Here is a 17,954-nt window from a genome sequence, read left to right as displayed (position 1 = left end):
CTAGCCCTTCCGCCGGCCGCCGGGCCTGTGGCCGCGGGTCATCGGATCGGGCTTCTTCGGCAGGGGCTTGGTTCCCTCGGACGCGTAGCGCTCCTGGCTGGAGCCCAGACCCATCCGGCCGGGCTTCTGCTCCACGAGGCCGCTCTCGCCCCGGCGGATGCGATCGATGGCGTCGCGCAGCAGGGCGGCGGTCTCGAAGTCCTCGTCGGCGACGGCTTTCGCCAAGCGCGCTTCCAGTTCGGCGATCATGGCCAGGGGAACGCCCCTCCAAGCTTGGACGTTGCCGCCCGACATCTTCGCGCCCTAATGACGCCCCGCGTCCGGGTTAGCCTGATCCCATGCCGGAGCCCAAGATGAGCCTTACCCGTCGATCCCTCGCGCTCGCGCTGGCCGCCACGCCGCTGGCCGGCGTCGCCCTGGCCCAGGCGCCGAGCCTGTCCGCAGCCGACAAGGCGCTGGTGGACCGCGCCACCGCCTACCTGCAGGGCGTCACCGAGGCCCGCGCCCGGTTCGTGCAGACCGACGCCCGCGGCTCCACCAGCCAGGGCACGGTCTATCTGAAGCGCCCGGGCAAGGCGCGCTTCGCCTACGACCCGCCTTCCGGCCTGCTCGTGGTGTCCGACGGGGGCAACGTGGCCGTCCAGGACAGCCGGCTGAAGACCTTCGACCGCTATCCCCTGCAGTCGACGCCGCTGTCCCTCTTCCTGGCCCGCAACATCCGGCTGGACAAGGGCGTGACCGTTACCCGGGTCGCCCGGATGGCCGACGGCTTCTCGATCACCGCCCGCGACGCCTCCCGCAAGACCGCCGGCCAGATCACCCTGGACTTCTCCAACGCGCCGCTGGCGCTGACGGGCTGGACGGTGACGGACGCCCAGGGCCGCGCCACCCGCGTCCGTCTCGCCGGGCTGCAGCGCGCCCCGGGCCTGTCGGCGGACCTCTTCGTGTTGAAGAACCCCTACCGGAACCGGGTGTGACTTTCCCGCCACGCCCAAGTCTTAACCTTTGATGGCTTGATTTTTTCGCGAGCCGTGGCCATAATGCCACTATGTCGGATGCGCGACGCTCGCGCGACCGAACCCGTGCCGGAACCTATCCCCTCCCGGCGGCGGCATGAGAGACCACTGCAACGCCCGGGCTTCTCCAGTGCCCGGGCGTTTCTTTTGCCGCGTTGGCGAACCGCGGTCCGGCGCTTAGTTAGGCGGCATGCGACTTCGGATCTGCACCTGGAACGTCAACTCCGTCCGCCTGCGCCACGAGCAGGTGGCGCGCTTCGTGCGCGAGCAGGCCCCCGACGTCCTGTGCCTGCAGGAGATCAAGTGCCGGGAGGGCGAGTTCCCCCGGGAGGCCTTCGTGGAGATGGGCCTGCCGCACCTGAAGATCGCCGGGCAGAAGGGCTGGCACGGTGTGGCCATCGCCTCGGCCCTGCCGCTGGAGGACGCCCCGCCGCTCGACGTCTGCCGCGAGGGCCATGCCCGCTGCGTGGGCGCGACCGTAGCCGGCGTCGAGGTCCACAACTTCTACATCCCGGCCGGCGGCGACACGCCGGACCGCGCGGCGAACCCGAAGTTCGACCACAAGCTGGACTTCTACGAGAAGCTGACCGCCGAACTCGGCCGCCGCGACCGCAAGGCGCCGCTCGCCGTGGTGGGCGACCTCAATGTGGCGCCCGGCGAGTTCGACGTCTGGAACCACCGCTACATGTCGAAGATCGTCAGCCACACGCCGGTGGAGGTGGAGGCCTTCGCCGCGCTGAAGGGCTCGCTCGACTTCATCGACCTGCTGCGCGAGACCACGCCGGAGCCGCAGAAGCTGGCCTCTTGGTGGAGCTACCGGGCCCAGGACTTCCGGGTCTCGAACCGAGGCCTGCGCCTGGACCACATCCTGGTCACGCCAGGCCTGCGCGAGGCGGCCTTCCGGATGGGTTCGGCAGCCTGCCGCGTGCACGACGACGTCCGCGCCTGGGAGCGCCCCAGCGACCACGCGCCGGTCACGGCGGACCTGGTCCTCTAGAGACCTTAGGGCGCGAGCTTGTAGCCGCCGGCCTCGGTGAGCAGCAGCCGGGCGTTGGCGGGATCGGGCTCGATTTTCTGGCGCAGCCGGTAGACGTGGGTCTCGAGCGTGTGCGTGGTGACGCCGGCGTTGTAGCCCCAGACCTCGGCCAGAAGCTCCTCGCGCGACACCGGCTTCTCGCCGGCGCGGTAGAGGTACTTCAGGATGTTGGTCTCCTTCTCCGTCAGCCGGATCTTCTTCTGCTGGTCGTCGACCAGCAGCTTGGCGGCGGGACGGAACTCGTAGGCCCCGAGCCGGAAGACCGCGCCCTCGGAATGTTCGGCGCTGCGCAGCTGGGCGCGGATGCGGGCCAGCAGGACGGCGAACTTGTAGGGCTTGGTGACGTAGTCGTTGGCCCCGGCGTCGAGGCCCTGGACGGTGTCGTCGTCCCCCGCCGCGGCGGTCAGCATGATCACCGGAGCGGCGACGCCCTTGGCGCGCATCTGCCGGCAGGCCTCGCGGCCGTCCATGTCGGGCAGGTCCACGTCCAGCAGGATCAGGTCGGGGCGCTTCTCGACCGCCAGCCTGACGCCGTCGCCGGCGGTGTCCGCTTCGAGGGTGGTGAAGTCTTCGGCCTGGAGCTGTTCGGCGACCGCGCCGCGCAGGTCCGCGTCATCGTCGACGATGAGGAGGGTCTTGCGTTGAGGCATGGGCAAGACCATGCACCGTAATGTGGGCCAGGGGCAAACTTTCCGGGAGCTGATGTGATCTTCACCGCCACGCCCGACGGGTTCCTCGATCTCGGCGACGGTCGCCGGGCGCGCTGCGCGCTCGGACGCTCGGGCGTGGTCCCGGCCGCCGAGAAGCGGGAGGGCGACGGCTTCTCGCCGGCCGGCGCCTGGCCGATCCGTCGCGTGCTCTACCGGCCAGACAAGGGTCCGCCCCCGGAGACCGCGCTTCCGGTCGAAGCGATCGCCCCCGACGACGGCTGGTGCGACGCGCCCGGCGACCCGGCCTACAACCGCCCGGTGAAGCTGCCCTATCCGGCCAGCGCCGAGCGGATGTGGCGCGACGACGAGGTCTACGACCTGGTGGTGGTGCTGGGCCACAACGACGATCCCGTCGTGGACGCCATGGGTTCGTGCATCTTCGCGCACCTGCGGCGGCCGGGATACCTGCCCACGGAGGGCTGCGTGGCGCTCGCGCCCGAGGACATGGCCGCGTTCCTGAAGGCCGCCCGGCCCGGGGACGTGCTCGAAATCCGCCTCTAGCCGCGCGCGCCGAACACCGCCGAGCCCACCCGCACGCTGGTGGCGCCGAAGCGGATGGCGGTCTCGAAGTCGTCGCTCATGCCCATGGAGAGCTTCGCCAGCCCGTTGCGGGCGGCGATCTTGCGCAGGAGGGCGAAGTGCGGGCCCGGCGGCTCGTCCACGGGCGGGATGCACATGAGCCCCTCGATCGCGAGACCGTAGGCCCCGCGACAGGCGGCGAGGAAGGCGTCGGCGTCGGCCGGGAGAACGCCGGCCTTCTGCGGCTCCTCGCCGGTGTTCACCTGGACGTAGAGGCGGGGCGCGCGGCCCTGCTTCTGCATCTCCTCGGCCAGCACCCGGGCGAGCTTCTCGCGGTCCAGGCTCTCGATGACGTCGAAGAAGGCCACGGCCTCCTTCGCCTTGTTGGTCTGCAGCGGGCCGATGAGGTGCAGCTCCAGCCCCTGCGCCTTGCCCTCCCAGCGGGCCATGGCCTCCTGCACGCGGTTCTCGCCGAACACCGTCTGGCCGGCGGCCAGGACCGGCTCCACCGCCTCCCAGGGCTGTTGCTTGGAGACGGCGACGAGGGTCACGTCGGCGGGAGCGCGACCGGCCGCTTGCGCGGCGCGCGCAATCCGGGCCAACACGTCGTGGTAAGCGGCGGCAGGATGTGAGGGAGCGGCGGCCATTTCGACGGGTTTCTGGACCTTGCGCAGGACTGCGGCGCTCTTAAAGCCCGCCGCGCCGCCACGGAAGGCCCTGCCGCACCTGCTGTTCTTCACCGACCCCGTGCGGACGCCTGACCCGGCGGCCGTCGCCCGGACCCTGCCGGCCGGCTCGGCGGTCGTCTTCCGGACGTTCGGGGCGCCGGACGCCGAGAGCCGGGCCCTGCAGCTGCTGGCGGTCGCCCGCCAGCGCCGCCTGCGTCTGCTGATCGGAGCCGACTGGCGCCTGGCCCGAAGGATCGGTGCGGACGGCCTGCATCTGCCCGAGCGTCTGGCCCGTCACGCCCGGGCGCTGAAGACCGCCCGCCCGGGCTGGACCGTCACCACCGCCGCCCATTCGCTGCGGGCCGCCCGCGCGGCCCTGGCCGCAGGCGCCGACGCCGCGGTGGTCTCCGCCGCCTTCGCCAGCAACAGCCGCTCGGCCGGGCCGCCGCTGGGGCCCGTGCGGCTGGCGAGGCTCGTCCGGGCGGCGGGCGGGCCGGTCTATGCGCTGGGCGGGATCAACAACGAAACGGCCCGCCGTCTGAAGGACGCGGGCCTGGTCGGTCTGGCGGCCGTGGAAGGGCTCGCCGGAGCTAGAACTTGAAGTTGGTCTCGAGCCGCACGCGCGGCTGGCCTTCGGTGGGGTCAGGCTTCTTCGGGCCCGGAGCGACCTCCTGCTCGCCCAGGGCGACCGCGCCGCCCACCCGCAGGGACGGGGTGATCCGGTAGTAGGCGCCGGCCTCGACGTCGTTCAGCGTCGAGGGACGGCTGTTCGGCTGCTCGAGGTTGAGGGTCAGACCCCAGCGGCCGCGGCGCGCGTCCCACTTCATGGTCTTGGCGTCGGGGGAGATCGGGGAGGCGGCTTCCTGCCGGACGGTGAAATCCAGCTTCTTGTCGGCAGCCTCGGCGGCGCCCGCAGCCGCGCCCATGAGCGCGGCCGTGGCGATCAATCCGATGATCCGACGACCCGACATACCCAACATATAGCCCCTGCGCCCCGCTAGCGCAGCCCCCGCTCCCACGGAGGCCGCCACGGTCGAGGTCGATTAGAAGTCCGCGTACCGCTGGGTCAATCGTGAGTCTGCGGCAGAAGGTCCCGCCGGACGCAGTTCGTCCGGCGCCTGTGTCTGCAGAGCCACGCGATTCCTGTTTGGCGCCGGCGGGGCCGTTGTTATAGAGGGCCCGGCGCGGGGCGGCGCCGTAGCGCTGTGATGCGCGACGGAAACCATTGGAGCGGGTGAATATGCCGTTTGTGCGCGGATCTTGGATGCGTGGCGTCTCGACGGGCGTGCTGGTGCTGACCCTGACGGGCCTCGCCGCCTGCTCCAGCGGCCCGCGTCTGTTCGGCCGCGGGCAGGAGCGCCAGGCCGCCGCCGCTGAAACCGGCATCGGCGTGAACGGCTATCTGTGGCGCGCGACGCTCGACACGCTCTCCTTCATGCCGCTGGCCTCGGCCGACCCGTACGGCGGCGTGATCATCACCGACTGGTACACCAACCCGGAAAAGCCCGACGAGCGCTTCAAGGCGACCGTCTACATCCTGGATGCGCGCCTGCGCGCCGACGGCCTGAACGTCGCGGTCTTCAAGCAGAACCGCGACGCGGGCGGGAACTGGATCGACGCCGCGCCGGCGACCCAGACCGAGACGGACATCGAGAACGCCATCCTGACGCGCGCGCGTCAGCTCCGACTTTCGAACATCCGGGGCTGAGGCTCTCCCTCCGGGGGAGCTCCGGCGCGAGCCGGTGAGGGGGTTTCGCCCCACCCACGTTCGAAGGTCGGCGGCGCCGGACCATGATCGGCCGTTGACCGGACCCGCCACTCCAGTCCAAAGGCCGCCGCATGGCCCGCTACAATCCCAAGGAAACCGAGCCCAGATGGCGTAAGGCCTGGGCCGACGCCGACTCGTTCCGCGCCGTCATCGACCGCACGAAGCCCAAGTACTACGTGCTGGAGATGTTCCCGTACCCGTCGGGGCGGCTGCACATGGGCCATGTGCGCAACTATTCGCTGGGCGACGTGATCGCCCGCTTCAAGCGCGCGCGCGGCTTCTCGGTCCTGCACCCCATGGGCTGGGACGCCTTCGGCCTGCCCGCGGAGAACGCCGCCATGGAGCGCGGCGTCGATCCCAAAGGCTGGACCTACGACAACATCGCCCGCATGCGGGACGAGCTGAAGCAGCTGGGCCTGTCGATCGACTGGAGCCGCGAGTTCGCCACCTGCGACGTGGAGTACTACGGCCAGCAGCAGGCGCTGTTCCTGGAGCTGTACAAGCGCGGCCTGGTCTACCGCCGGGAAGCCACGGTGAACTGGGACCCCGTAGACCAGACCGTGCTGGCCAACGAGCAGGTGGTCGACGGCCGCGGCTGGCGCTCCGGCGCGGTGGTGGAGAAGCGCAAGCTGAACCAGTGGTTCCTGCGCATCACCGACTACGCCGACCAGCTGACCGACGACCTTGAGACCCTGGACCGCTGGCCCGAGAAGGTCCGCGTGATGCAGGAGAACTGGATCGGCCGCTCCAAGGGCCTGCGGATGACCTTCCGCTGGGCCGACGGCGCCGCGCCGGCCGGCCAGGAGGACGGGGTCGAGGTCTACACCACCCGTCCCGACACCCTCTACGGCGCGTCCTTCGTGGGCGTGGCCGCCGACCATCCGCTGGCCGAGCAGATCGCGGCGAAGAACCCCGCCGCGGCCGCCTTCGTGGCCGAGTGCAAGAAGGGCGGCGCCTCCCAGGCGGAGATCGACACCGCCGAGAAGCAGGGCTTCGACACCGGGCTGAAGGTGAAGCACCCCTTCGACCCGTCCATCGAGCTGCCGGTCTGGATCGCCAATTTCATCCTGATGGACTACGGCACCGGCGCGATCTTCGGCTGCCCGGCGCACGACCAGCGCGACCTGGATTTCGCCCGCAAGTACGGCCTGCCCGTACGCGCCGTGGTCCTGCCGCCCGGCGAGGATCCCGCCGCCTTCACCGCCTTCATGTCGACGGAGGCCACCGAGGCCTACACGGGCCCCGGCGTGATCTTCAATTCGGACTTCCTGGACGGCCTGGACGTGGAGGCCGCCAAGTCGGCGGCCATCGACCGCGTGGAGGCCCAGGACGACGGCGAAGGCGCGGTGGTGTTCCGCCTGCGCGACTGGGGCGTGGCCCGCCAGCGCGGCTGGGGCTGCCCGATCCCGGTGGTCCACTGCCAGAAGGACGGCGTCGTCCCCCTGCCCCCCTCGGCCCTGCCCGTGGCGCTGCCGGACGACCTGGAGTTCGGCAAGCCCGGCAATGCGCTGGCGCGCCACCCGACGTGGAAGCACACCACCTGCCCCGCCTGCGGCGGCCCGGCCGAGCGCGAAACCGACACCCTCGACACCTTCGTGGACTCGTCCTGGTACTTCGCCCGCTTCGCCAATCCCGACGCGGCCGAGCCTGTCGACCGGGAGGCCTGCGACTACTGGATGCCGGTGGACCAGTACATCGGCGGCATCGAGCACGCCGTGCTGCACCTGCTCTACGCCCGCTTCGTCACCAAGGCCCTGGCCGACGACGGCATGCTGGGCGTGCGCGAGCCCTTCGCGGGCCTGTTCACGCAAGGGATGGTCACCCACGAGACCTATCGCCGGCAGAGCGGCGAGTGGGTGGAGCCCAACGAGGTCGAGCTGGTCGCGGAGGGCGCCACCCGCCGCGCCCTCTTGGTCGGCTCCGGCGAACCCCTGGTGATCGGCGACGTCGAGAAGATGTCGAAGTCCAAGAAGAACACCGTGGCCCCGGAGGAGATCTTCGACGTCTACGGCGTCGACGCCGCGCGCCTGTTCGTCCTGTCCGACAGCCCGCCCGAGCGGGACACCCAGTGGTCCTCGGCCGGCGTCCAGGGCGCCTGGCGCTTCGTCAACCGGGTCTGGGAGGAGTTCGACAGCCAGCCCCCGGCCGCGGCGAGCCCCCCGGCCGACGACGACGCCGCCGCCCAGGCCCTGCGGGTCGCCACCCACAAGCTGGTGAAGCAGGTGACGGAGGCCATCGACACCTTCCGCTTCAACTCCGGCATCGCCCGGCTCTACGAGTTCCTGAACCTGCTGAAGGCCAACCCGGCCAAGGACGCCTCTCCCGCCCTGCTGGGCGCCCGCCAGGAGGCGCTGAGCGCCTTCGCCCGCCTGATCGGCCCCTTCACGCCGCACCTGGCCGAGGAGTGCTGGGCCCGCATCGGCGGCGAGCACATGGTCGTGGAGGCCGCGTGGCCGACCTTCGACCCGGCGCTCACCGAGGACGCCGTGAAGGTCCTGCCGGTGCAGGTGAACGGCAAGCGGCGCGGGGAGATCTCCGCCCCGGCCGGCGCCGAGCCCGCCGAGGTGGAGAAGATCGTGCTTGACGATCCCGAGATCGCACGGCGCCTTGAGGGCCTGACCATCCGCAAGGTGATCGTGGTGAAGGATCGCATCGTGAACATCGTGGCCGCCTGATGCGCAAAGCCCTCGTCCTCGCCCTGACGCTGGCGGCCGGAGCCCTCTCCGGCTGCGCGGGTTTCACGCCCCTCTACGGCGACGCCGGCGTGGTCTCGAAGCTCGCCTCCATCGAGGTGGTCGCGCCGGAGGGCCGCACCGGCTACCTGATGCGCCAGCACCTCGACGACGCCTTCGCCAAGGCCCACGGCGCGGCCCCCGCCTACCGGATGGACCTGGCCATCTCCGAGACGCGCTATCCCCGCGGCGTGCGGATCGACAACGTCGCCACCCGCTACGAATACGTGCTGACCGCGGAATACGCCCTGGCGAGCCTGCCCTCCGGCGCCCAGACCAAGCGCGGCCGGGTGCGCGTCGAGCTCACCTACGACAGCGCCGACCAGCCCTACGCCTCGATCGCCGCCCAGCAGGACGCCCAGGACCGCGCCGCCGAGGAGGCCGCCCGCCGGATCGAGCTCGAGCTGGCCGTGTGGCTCGCCAACGGGGCCCAGACGGGGAGCTGAGGGGGTGATCCTCTCCAAGCGCCCCGACGTCGAGCGTTTCCTCAAGGCTCCAGACCCCCAGATCCGCGCGGCGGTGATCTACGGCCGCGACATCGGCGTGGTGCGCGACCGCGGCCACCAGCTGGCGGCCAAGGTGGCGGCCAACCCCGACGACCCGTTCGACGTCGCCCAGCTCACGGACGGCGACCTGGACGCCGACCCCGGCCGGCTTGAGGGCGAGCTCGCCGCCCAGTCGCTGATGGGCGGCCGGCGGCTCGTACGGCTGCGGCTGACCTCCGACAAGGCGGGACCGGACAAGCTCGCCGCCGAGGCGCTGACGCGCCACGCCGCCGGCGAGCTCAACCCCGACGCCTTCCTGCTGATCGAGGCCGGCAACCTCGACCGCAACTCCGCCCTGCGGAAGGCCGCCGAGAAGGCCGCGGGGGCGGCGATCATCCCCTGCTACGAGGACGAGCCCGGCGACGTGGCCCGCCTGGTGCGCGAGACCCTGGCGCGCGACGGCGTCAGCCTGAACGCCGATGCGCTGGCCCTGTTCGTGGCGCGGATGCCGAAGGAGCGCGGGGTCGCCCGGGCGGAGATCGAGCGCCTGGCCCTCTACCTGGGCCCCGGCAGCAACACGGTCGCGACGCCCGCCGACCTGGAGCCCTTCCTGGGGGTGGAGCCTGAGGCCTCCCTGCTCGACGCCGCCGCGGACGCCTTCGGCGGCCGGCTCGCCGAGGCGCAGGCCGGGCTGCGCCGCGCCGCCCAGGAGGGCGAGGCGGGGCCCGCGGCGATCCGCGCCATCGGCATGCACCTGGGCCGCCTGCGGCGCACGCTGACGCTCGCCAAGTCGGGCGCGGGATTGCAGGAGGCGGCGAAGGCCTCCGGCGTGTTCTGGAAGCAGGAACGGGAATTCCTGCGTCAGGCGCGGACCTGGACGCTGGACGAGCTCGACCGCCTGCAGCCCGAGGTGCTGGCGGCGGACAAGGCCTGCAAGACCGCCGGCTCTCCCGACCAGCTCATCGCCCAGCGTCTGGCCCTGACCATCGCCGGTCGGGCGCGGCGCCTGGGGCTGTAGGCCGCGTCAGATCCGCGTCAGGCGCCGGCAGATCTCGTCGAGCTGCTCCAGGCTCGCATACTTGATGCGCACCTCGCCGGCGCCGCCGCGGTCGGCGATGTCGACGCTCATGCCGAGCACGTCCTCGAGGTCGGCTTCCAGCGCCGCCGTGTCGGTGTCCTTCACCGCCTTGCGCGGGCCCGAGGCCTTCTTCGGCCCGGCCGCCTTGGCGCGGACCAGGGCCTCGGCGTCACGCACCGACAGTCCGCGGGAGAGGATCTGGTTGGCTACGGCCTCCTGATCGTCGGAGGCGAGGATGGCGCGGGCGTGGCCTGCCGTGAGGCGACCGTGCAGGACGTGCTCCTGCACCGTCCCCGGGAGCTGCAGCAGGCGGAGCGTGTTGGCCACGTGGCTGCGGCTCTTGCCCACCGACTGGGCCGCCTGGTCCTGGGTGTACTGCATCCGGCCCATCAGGGCGGCGTAGGCGCGGGCCTCTTCCATCGCGTTGAGGTCCTCGCGCTGGACGTTCTCGACGATGGCGATCTCGAAGGCCTGGTTGTCGCCGAGCTGGCGCACCAGGGCGGGGATGGCGGTAAGCCCCGCCCGCTGGGCGGCGCGCCAGCGGCGCTCGCCGGCGACGATCTCGAACTCGCCGTCCTTGTGCGGCGAGGGGCGCACCAGGATCGGCTGCAGCACGCCGGAGGCCCGGATCGAGGCTTCCAACTCGGCCAGCTCCTCCTCGCCGAAGTGCTGGCGGGGCTGTTCGAGGTTGCGGTGGATCAGCTCGATGGGGATCTCGCGGGCGCCCTCCGGCGCACGCCCGCCGGCCTCGGGGCGGGCCTCGCCCTCCTCCGCCTCGCCCAGCAGGGCCGACAGCCCCCGTCCCAGTCCCCTGCGGCCCTCGGCCATGACGTCTTCCCTATGCAGCCTGGGCGCGCCGCGCGCGCTCGCGCAGCACCACCTCGCGGGCGAGCTTCAGATAGGCCTGGCTGCCCGCGCACTTCAGATCATACACCAGCGCCGGCTTGCCGAAGGACGGGGCCTCGGAGACCCGCACATTGCGGGGGATCACCGTCTGGTAGACCGTCTCGCCGAAGTGGCCGCGCACGTCGCTGGCGACCTGCTCGGAGAGGCTGTTGCGGCGGTCGTACATGGTCAGCACGACCCCCTGGATCTCCAGGTTCGGGTTCAGGCTGCCGCGCACGAGGTCGATGGTTCGCATGAGCTGGGTCAGGCCCTCCAGCGCGAAGAACTCGCACTGCAGCGGCACCAGCACGGCGTCGGCCGCGGCCATGGCGTTGACGGTCAAGAGGTTCAGCGACGGCGGGCAGTCGATCAGCACGTAGGTGTAGCGGCCGCTCTCCCGCAGCGGGTGCAGGGCGTCGCGGAGCTTGAAGGATCGGCGCGCCTGCTGGCCGAGCTCCAGCTCCACGCCGGAAAGATCCGGGTCGGCCGGCACCAGGTCCAGGCCGGGGAGCTGGGTGTGCACCACCGCGTCCTCGACCGTGTGTTCGCCCATCAGCACGTCGTAAAGCGTCGTCTTGCGCTGCGCGCGGCCGACGCCCAGGCCGGTGGAGGCGTTGCCCTGCGGGTCGGAATCGATCAGCAGCACGCGCTCGCCCACGGCGGCGAGCGCTGTGCCGAGGTTGATGGCCGTGGTGGTCTTGCCCACCCCGCCCTTCTGGTTGGCGATCACCAGGACGCGCAGGGGCCGGTCAGACTTGTCTGGCACGACCGAGCCTCCTCACCCGCACGATGCGGCCTCTCTCGTCACTTCGCGAGGGGACGATGTCCGCCTCGTACTCCCAAGATCTTGTAGCCTCTTCCAGGTCAGACGCAACATCTTGACCCTTCAGGAAGAGACCCAAGGCGCCTGCCTTGAGGTAGGGCCGGGCATACCCGAGCAGGCGGGAGAGCGGCGCGCAAGCCCGCGCGGTCACGACGTCCACAGCAAGCTTGAGGTTTTCCGCACGGTCGTTGTGAACCGTGGCCGGCAGGTCGAGCTCGTCCACCACCTGCTGCAGGAAGCGACAGCGCTTGGTCATGCTCTCCACGAGGTGGACGTGGAAGCCCTCGCGACCCTTGCCGAGGATCGCCAGCACCAGGCCGGGGAAGCCGGCGCCGGCCCCCAGGTCGGCCCAGGTCCTGGCTTCGGGCGCAAGCGCCAGCAACTGGGCGGAGTCCCAGGCGTGGCGGTTCCAGAAGTCGGGGATCGTCTTCGGCCCCACGAGATTCATGACCTCGTTCCCCGCCGCGAGCATCTCCAGGAACCGCTCGAGCCCGCGCACCTGCTCCGGCGTCGCGCCGGCGGCCCGCGCGAAGCTCTCCGCGCCGGTGACGGTCACGGGCGGAAGCGGATCAGGCCGCGCGGCGACGGACATGGGCCAGGAGGGCGGTGAGCGCGCCGGGGGTGACGCCTTCGATGCGCGCGGCCTGTCCAAGGGTGAGCGGGCGCACAGCGGCGAGTTTCTCGCGCACCTCGTTGGAGAGCCCGCCCACGGCGGCGTAGTCGAGGTCGGCCGGCAGGCGAAGGTCCTCGTCCCGGCGGAAGGCCGCGGCGTCCGCCGCCTGGCGGTCCAGGTAGCCGGCGTAGGATGCGTCGATCTCGATCTGCTCGCGGATCTCCGGCGCCCAGCCCCCGATCTGCGGCCAGATGGCGGCCAGCTTCTGGAAGCTGATGTCCGGGTAGGCGAGCAGCTGGACGACGTTGCGCCGTTGACCATCGGCCTTCACCGGCAGGCCGGCGCGCAGGGCCTCGGCCGGGGTGAGCTGCAGGGCCGCCGCCGTGGCGCGGGCCTCGGCGAGCGCGGCGGCCTTGGACGTGAAGGCGGCGGCGCGCGCCGGCCCCACGACGCCAAGGTCGATCCCCTTCCCTGTCAGCCGCTGGTCGGCGTTGTCGGCGCGCAGCGTCAGGCGGAACTCCGCCCGGCTGGTGAACATCCGATAGGGTTCGGTGACGCCGCGGGTGACGAGGTCGTCGATCAGGACGCCGATGTAGGCCTCGTCGCGGGCGAACTGCGCCGCCTCCAGGCCCGACGCCGCCCGCGCGGCGTTGAGGCCCGCGACCAGCCCCTGGGCGCCGGCTTCCTCATAGCCCGTGGTGCCGTTGATCTGGCCTGCGAGATAGAGGCCCGGCAGCGACTTCACCTCCAGGGTCGGGAAGAGCTCGCGGGGGTCCACGTAGTCGTATTCGATCGCATAGCCGTAACGGCGGACCTTCACCTGCTCCAGGCCGGGGATGGTCCGCAGGAACAGGTCCTGGGTCTCCTCCGAGACCGAGGTGGATATGCCGTTCGGATAGACGGTGTCGTCGTCCAGCCCCTCCGGCTCCAGGAAGATCTGGTGGCTGGTCTTGTCGGCGAAGCGGACGACCTTGTCCTCGATGGACGGGCAGTAGCGCGGTCCGCGGCCTGTCAGCTTGCCGCCGTAGACCGCGGACTCCGTCAGCCGTTCGGCGATGATCCGATGGGTTTCCGCCGTGGTGTAGGTGATCCCGCAAGCGATCTGAGGGACCGTGATCTCGCGGGTCAGGAAGGAGAACGGCACGGGCGTCTCGTCCGCGGCCTGCATCTCCAGCCGGTCCCAGGCGATGGTCGAGCCATCGAGACGAGCCGGTGTGCCGGTCTTCAGCCGGCCCATGCGCAGGCCGAGCGCGTAGAGCCGGTCGGAGAGGCCGATGGCGGGCTGATCGCCCACGCGGCCGGCGGGGATCCGTTCTTCGCCCCGGTGGATGACGCCCTTCAGGAAGGTGCCGGTGGTCAGCACCACCCGGCCGGCGCGATAGGCCTGGCCGCTCGCTCCCACAGCCCCGGCGACCCGGCCGTCCTCGACGATCAGGTCCTCGACCGCCTCGGCGCGGATGTCCAGGTTCGGGGTGGCGGCGAGCTCGGCCTGCATGGCGTCGCGATAGAGCCGGCGGTCGATCTGCGACCGCGGCCCACGCACGGCCGCACCCTTGGACCGGTTGAGCAGGCGGAACTGGATGCCGGCCTTGTCGGCCAGCCGGCCCATCAGGCCGTCGAGCGCATCGATCTCACGGACCAGATGGCCCTTGCCCAACCCGCCGATCGCCGGGTTGCAGCTCATCTCGCCGATCGTCTCGACCTTGTGGGTGAGCAGCAGGGTGCGCGCGCCGAAGCGGGCGGCCGCGGCCGCCGCCTCGCATCCGGCGTGTCCGCCGCCGATCACAATCACGTCCCAGTCGGTCACTGGCGCTCGGGCCTCAAGTGCAGACGCCCCCGGCGGAGCGGGGGCGAGGGCTCCTCATATAGCGCATGAGGCCAGCGAGCGCGAGGTGGGGGAGTCCGGCGGCGCGTCGGCGTGTTTCACGTGAAACATACCGTGCTAAGGATCGCCCTGGCGGCTACTTGCCGATGCAGAAGCTCGCGAAGATCTTCCCGAGCACCGCCTCCGGATCGATCCGGCCGGTGATCCGGTCAAGCGCGCGGGCCGCGAGGCGCACGTCCTCGGCGGCGAGTTCGAGCGCGTCCTCCTCCGCGAGCGCCTGCCGCAGGCGGTCCGCCGCCTCGGTGAGCAGCTCCTGGTGGCGCAGCCGCGTCGCCGCCGGCGGCTCCGCCCCGGCCAGGGCGTCGACCACCTTCTCTGCCAGCGTCGTCATCAGCCAGGCGAGGTCGCTGGGCCCCTTGGCTGTGATCTCGGCGGTGGACAGCTCCAGCCGTCTCGCCTGTTGCGCCGCCCAGGCGCCCGCCGGACCGACCGGCCGGTCGCGCTTGGTGATGAGGCAGATGTCGCCCGGCCGCAGCTCCATCGGAACCCCGGGCGTGACGTCGGCCGAGCCGTCCACCAGCCAGAGCCGCAGGTCGGCCCCCGCCGCCCAGGCCCGCGCCCGGCGCACGCCCTCGGCCTCGATCTCGTCCCCGGTCTCCCGGAGCCCCGCCGTGTCGGCGAGCAGCGCCTTGTAGCCGGCGAGCACCACCGGGACCTCGATGATGTCGCGCGTCGTGCCGGGCGTGGCCGTGACGATCGCCGCGTCGCGGCCCGCGAGCGCGTTGAGCAGGGTGCTCTTGCCGGCGTTCGGCGCGCCGATCAGGGCAATGCGGAAGCCCTCGCGCACCCGCTCCCCGCGCTCGGCGTCGGCCGCGGCGGCGTCCAGCTCGGCGATCAGCGCCTCAAGGATCGGCCGTGCCCGGGCCGCGACGTTCTCCGGCAGTTCCTCGTCCGGGAAGTCGACGGCGGCCTCGAACAACGCCAGCGCCTCGGTCAGGGCCTCGCGCCAGCGCGCCTGGACCTGGGAGAGCCGGCCGCCCAGCTGCTCGAGCGCCTGCCGGCGCTGCTGCTCGGTCTCGGCGTCCACCAGATCGGCGACGCCTTCCGCCTGGGCGAGGTCCAGCTTGCCGTTCTCGAAGGCCCGGCGGGTGAACTCGCCGGGCCCGGCGAGCCGCAGTCCGAGCGCGGCCAGCCCGTCCACCAGCGCCGACACCACCGCCTGGCCGCCGTGCACGTGGAACTCGGCCGAATCCTCGCCGGTGTAGCTGGCCGGGCCGGGGAACCACAGCACCAGGCCGTGGTCGATCTCCACGCCGGCAGCATCGTAGAGCCGGCGGAGGCTGGCCCGCCGCGGCTCGGGAAGGTCCCCAGCGAAGGTGCGCACCGCCACGTCGGTGCGCGGCCCGGTCACCCGCACCACCGCCACCGCCGCCCGGCCCGCCGCGGTGGCCGGAGCAAAGATGGTGTCGCTCATGCCTTGGGCTTGGCTCCGCCCATGCCGGCTTCCATCATCTTGCGGAACTGCTCCTGCGCGCCGCTGCCGAAGGCCATCCAGTTCTTCATGAACTCCTCGGGCGAGAGCAGGGAGATGTTGGCGTCGATCCGCTTGGTCATCTCGCCGACCAGGTGGTCGTTGAGGCCGCTCACGTCCGGCAGCCCCAGGAAGCGGCGGGCCTCCTCCGGCGTGCAGTCCACCTCGATCGTCATCTTCATGGCCGGGCCCTTCTGATCAGGCGAAAGTTATGGCCCCGCGGCGGGGGTGCGCGCTAGTAGCGCAGGGATCGGCTGCACGGAAATCGGAGAGGCGCCATGGGCGAACGCATCACCATCACCACCGGAGACGGGTCGTTCGAGGCCTATCTGGCCCGGCCGGGGCGGTCCCCTGCCCCCGCCGTCGTGGTGATCCAGGAGATCTTCGGCGTGAACCAGGTGATGCGCGACATCACCGACGGCCTGGCGGCCCAGGGCTACCTCGCCGTCTGCCCGGACCTGTTCTGGCGGATCGAGCCCGGGATCGACATCACCGACCAGTCCGAGGCCGAGTGGAAGCGGGCCTTCGAGCTGTTCAACGCCTTCGATGTGGACGCCGGGGTGAAGGACATCGCCGCTACGATCGACGCCGTCCGCCAGCGTCCGGACTGCACAGGCAAGGTGGGGGCGGTGGGTTTCTGCCTGGGCGGGCTGCTGGCCTTCCTCACCGCGGCCCGCACCAATGCGGACGCCAGCGTCGCCTACTACGGCGTGGGCATCGAGAACCGCACGGCGGAGGCCGGGAAGATCGCCCGGCCGCTGATGCTGCACATCGCCGAGGAGGACCAGTTCGTGCCCAAGGAGGCGCAGGCCGCCATCCGGCAGGCGCTGGCGGGCCACCCGCAGGTGCAGATCCACACCTATCCGGGCCGCGACCACGCTTTCGCCCGCATGGGCGGCGCCCACTACCACGAGGGCGACGCCCGCACGGCCGGCGAGCGCTCCGTGGCCTTCTTCAAGGCGAACCTGGGCTGATGCGCGCGATCCGCTTCGAACAGACCGGCGGGCCGGAGGTTCTCCAGCTCGTCGAGGTCGACACCCCTGCCCCCGGACCCGGCCAGATCCTGGTCCGCAACGAGGCCATCGGGATCAACTTCATCGACACCTATCACCGGACCGGCCTCTATCCGGTGAAGCTGCCGTCCGGACTGGGCGGCGAGGCGGCGGGCGTGGTGGAAGCGGTGGGCGAAGGCGTCACCCGCTTCCGGCCGGGCGACCTGGCCGCCTATGCAGGCGGGGTCATGGGCGCCTACGCCGACTACGCCGTCCTGCCGGCGGCCCGGGCGGTGAAGCCGCCGGCGGGGATCGACGCGCGGCTGGCGGCGGCCTCGCTGCTTAAGGGCATGACCGCCGAGTTCCTGGTGCGGCGCTGCTATCCGCTCAGGGCCGGAGAGACCGTGCTGATCCACGCGGCGGCCGGCGGGGTGGGCCAGATCCTCGTGCAATGGGCCAAGGCCATCGGGGCCGAGGTGATCGCCACCGTCGGCTCGGAGGAGAAGGCGGACCGCGCCCGGACGCTGGGCGCCGACCACGTCATCCTCTATCGCGATCAGGACGTGGCGGCGGAGGTGAAGCGGATCACTGGCGGCCGCGGCGTGCCGGTGGCCTACGACTCGGTGGGCAAGGCGACGTTCGAGGGCACGCTCGGCAGCTTGGCGCGCCGGGGCATGTTCGTCAGCTTCGGCAACGCCTCGGGCCCGGCCCCGCCGGTGGATCCGCCCAGGCTGGCGCGGGGCGGCTCGCTGTTCTTCACCCGGCCGACGCTGTTCGACTACATCGTCACGACGGAGGAGCTGGACGACAGCGCCGGCGCGCTCTTCGGGATGATCTCGTCCGGTAAGGTGACAGTAGAGATCGGCCAGACCTTCCCGCTCGCCGAGGCCCGCCGCGCCCACGAGGCGCTGGAGGCCCGGGAGACGATCGGCGCCAGCCTGCTGATCCCCTGAGGCGCCTGCCAGGACCCTTGCCTGGAGGCGGACGGCGCATAACGCACGGAACGCGGTAGTGTTTCACGTGAAACACCGAAAATCCGCCTATACTGAATTCACACAGAAAAACCGTGTGACGCAGCTTCCGCAGACCCTACCGGCAGGACTACCGGTCCTGCCTGGTCCTGCGGAAGCTGTTCACCGAGGTGCTTAGCGCACTAAGCTCTCGCGCCTGAGGCGAGCCGCAGAGGTCCCGCGACCAGAGCGAGAGCGCCCGTGTTTCCCCTCGGCGCGGGGCTCAGTACGACAATGCGGCGGGTCCGCGCCGGCCGACCGCC

At 71.5% G+C, this 17,954-nt stretch carries 20 protein-coding genes; 10 read left to right on the top strand and 10 right to left on the bottom strand.

What is annotated here, in order from left to right:
• Positions 1–249 (bottom strand): UvrB/UvrC motif-containing protein, encoded by a 249-nt coding sequence (locus tag V7Z97_RS00875; protein WP_334160767.1) that lies wholly within the window; start codon positions 247–249, stop codon positions 1–3.
• A 104-nt stretch (positions 250–353) separates the two neighbouring features.
• Between V7Z97_RS00875 and V7Z97_RS00870 the strand changes: the two genes are divergently transcribed.
• Together V7Z97_RS00870 and V7Z97_RS00865 are read left to right on the top strand one after the other, a co-directional pair.
• Complete coding sequence (locus V7Z97_RS00870) at positions 354–977, top strand: LolA family protein (RefSeq protein WP_334160765.1); 624 nt, start codon at positions 354–356, stop codon at positions 975–977.
• 229 nt (positions 978–1,206) lie between these two features.
• Positions 1,207–2,013, top strand: a complete 807-nt coding sequence (locus V7Z97_RS00865) for an exodeoxyribonuclease III (protein ID WP_334160763.1) — start codon at positions 1,207–1,209, stop codon at positions 2,011–2,013.
• Positions 2,014–2,018: 5 nt separating this feature from the next.
• Here V7Z97_RS00865 and V7Z97_RS00860 read toward each other — a convergent pair whose 3' ends face one another.
• On the bottom strand, positions 2,019–2,702 hold the full coding sequence (locus V7Z97_RS00860; RefSeq protein WP_334160762.1) for a response regulator transcription factor: 684 nt from the start codon (positions 2,700–2,702) through the stop codon (positions 2,019–2,021).
• 54 nt (positions 2,703–2,756) lie between these two features.
• Between V7Z97_RS00860 and V7Z97_RS00855 the strand changes: the two genes are divergently transcribed.
• Positions 2,757–3,263 carry a L,D-transpeptidase family protein gene (locus V7Z97_RS00855; protein WP_334160761.1) on the top strand — a complete coding sequence of 169 codons (507 nt, stop codon included), beginning with the start codon at positions 2,757–2,759 and terminating at the stop codon, positions 3,261–3,263.
• On the opposite strand, the gene V7Z97_RS00850 is transcribed toward V7Z97_RS00855, so the two are convergent.
• Positions 3,260–3,928, bottom strand: a complete 669-nt coding sequence (locus V7Z97_RS00850) for a YggS family pyridoxal phosphate-dependent enzyme (protein WP_334160760.1) — start codon at positions 3,926–3,928, stop codon at positions 3,260–3,262. The two genes, V7Z97_RS00855 and V7Z97_RS00850, sit on opposite strands and share 4 nt — an antisense overlap.
• A 19-nt stretch (positions 3,929–3,947) precedes the next feature.
• Between V7Z97_RS00850 and V7Z97_RS00845 the strand changes: the two genes are divergently transcribed.
• Positions 3,948–4,550, top strand: a complete 603-nt coding sequence (locus V7Z97_RS00845; RefSeq protein WP_334160759.1) for a thiamine phosphate synthase — start codon at positions 3,948–3,950, stop codon at positions 4,548–4,550.
• Here V7Z97_RS00845 and V7Z97_RS00840 read toward each other — a convergent pair.
• Positions 4,540–4,896, bottom strand: a complete 357-nt coding sequence (locus tag V7Z97_RS00840) for an NtrZ family periplasmic regulatory protein (RefSeq protein ID WP_334160758.1) — start codon at positions 4,894–4,896, stop codon at positions 4,540–4,542. The two genes, V7Z97_RS00845 and V7Z97_RS00840, sit on opposite strands and share 11 nt — an antisense overlap.
• Positions 4,897–5,189: 293 nt before the next feature.
• Here V7Z97_RS00840 and V7Z97_RS00835 point away from each other — a divergent pair, with 293 nt between their 5' ends.
• From V7Z97_RS00835 to holA, 4 genes are all read left to right on the top strand, one after another.
• Positions 5,190–5,657 carry a DUF3576 domain-containing protein gene (locus tag V7Z97_RS00835; RefSeq protein WP_334160757.1) on the top strand — a complete coding sequence of 156 codons (468 nt, stop codon included), beginning with the start codon at positions 5,190–5,192 and terminating at the stop codon, positions 5,655–5,657.
• 131 nt (positions 5,658–5,788) lie between these two features.
• On the top strand, positions 5,789–8,392 hold the full coding sequence (gene leuS, locus V7Z97_RS00830; protein WP_334160756.1) for a leucine--tRNA ligase: 2,604 nt from the start codon (positions 5,789–5,791) through the stop codon (positions 8,390–8,392).
• Positions 8,392–8,895 (top strand): LPS assembly lipoprotein LptE, encoded by a 504-nt coding sequence (gene lptE, locus V7Z97_RS00825; RefSeq protein WP_334160755.1) that lies wholly within the window; start codon positions 8,392–8,394, stop codon positions 8,893–8,895. The genes leuS and lptE overlap by 1 nt, the downstream gene beginning before the upstream one ends.
• Positions 8,896–8,899: 4 nt before the next feature.
• Complete coding sequence (gene holA / locus V7Z97_RS00820; protein WP_334160754.1) at positions 8,900–9,952, top strand: DNA polymerase III subunit delta; 1,053 nt, start codon at positions 8,900–8,902, stop codon at positions 9,950–9,952.
• Between the two features lie 6 nt (positions 9,953–9,958).
• Here holA and V7Z97_RS00815 read toward each other — a convergent pair whose 3' ends face one another.
• The 6 genes from V7Z97_RS00815 to V7Z97_RS00790 all read right to left on the bottom strand — a co-directional run bounded on the left by V7Z97_RS00815 (position 9,959) and on the right by V7Z97_RS00790 (position 15,871).
• Positions 9,959–10,840 (bottom strand): ParB/RepB/Spo0J family partition protein, encoded by an 882-nt coding sequence (locus V7Z97_RS00815; protein WP_334160752.1) that lies wholly within the window; start codon positions 10,838–10,840, stop codon positions 9,959–9,961.
• Positions 10,841–10,850: 10 nt separating this feature from the next.
• Positions 10,851–11,663: a ParA family protein gene (locus V7Z97_RS00810; protein WP_334160750.1), complete on the bottom strand. Its 813-nt coding sequence runs from the start codon at positions 11,661–11,663 to the stop codon at positions 10,851–10,853.
• Positions 11,647–12,312 carry a 16S rRNA (guanine(527)-N(7))-methyltransferase RsmG gene (gene rsmG, locus V7Z97_RS00805; protein ID WP_442957999.1) on the bottom strand — a complete coding sequence of 222 codons (666 nt, stop codon included), beginning with the start codon at positions 12,310–12,312 and terminating at the stop codon, positions 11,647–11,649. Before rsmG ends, V7Z97_RS00810 begins: the two co-directional genes overlap by 17 nt.
• Positions 12,290–14,140, bottom strand: a complete 1,851-nt coding sequence (gene mnmG, locus V7Z97_RS00800) for a tRNA uridine-5-carboxymethylaminomethyl(34) synthesis enzyme MnmG (RefSeq protein WP_334160748.1) — start codon at positions 14,138–14,140, stop codon at positions 12,290–12,292. Before mnmG ends, rsmG begins: the two co-directional genes overlap by 23 nt.
• 154 nt (positions 14,141–14,294) lie before the next feature.
• Complete coding sequence (gene mnmE, locus V7Z97_RS00795) at positions 14,295–15,632, bottom strand: tRNA uridine-5-carboxymethylaminomethyl(34) synthesis GTPase MnmE (RefSeq protein ID WP_334160747.1); 1,338 nt, start codon at positions 15,630–15,632, stop codon at positions 14,295–14,297.
• A complete protein-coding gene (locus tag V7Z97_RS00790) occupies positions 15,629–15,871 on the bottom strand; it encodes a DUF6489 family protein (protein WP_325459358.1) in 243 nt (80 codons plus the stop codon). Before V7Z97_RS00790 ends, mnmE begins: the two co-directional genes overlap by 4 nt.
• A gap of 96 nt (positions 15,872–15,967) precedes the next feature.
• Between V7Z97_RS00790 and V7Z97_RS00785 the strand changes: the two genes are divergently transcribed.
• Positions 15,968–16,663, top strand: a complete 696-nt coding sequence (locus V7Z97_RS00785) for a dienelactone hydrolase family protein (protein ID WP_334160746.1) — start codon at positions 15,968–15,970, stop codon at positions 16,661–16,663.
• Entirely contained in the window at positions 16,663–17,634 is a 972-nt protein-coding gene (locus V7Z97_RS00780; protein ID WP_334160745.1) for a quinone oxidoreductase family protein, read from the top strand. The genes V7Z97_RS00785 and V7Z97_RS00780 overlap by 1 nt, the downstream gene beginning before the upstream one ends.
• Positions 17,635–17,954 lie beyond the last annotated feature (320 nt).

Origin of the sequence: Phenylobacterium sp. (genome assembly GCF_036821595.1) — a bacterium.
Lineage (GTDB): Bacteria > Pseudomonadota > Alphaproteobacteria > Caulobacterales > Caulobacteraceae > Phenylobacterium.
This window is presented reverse-complemented; position numbering and strand designations above follow the sequence as displayed.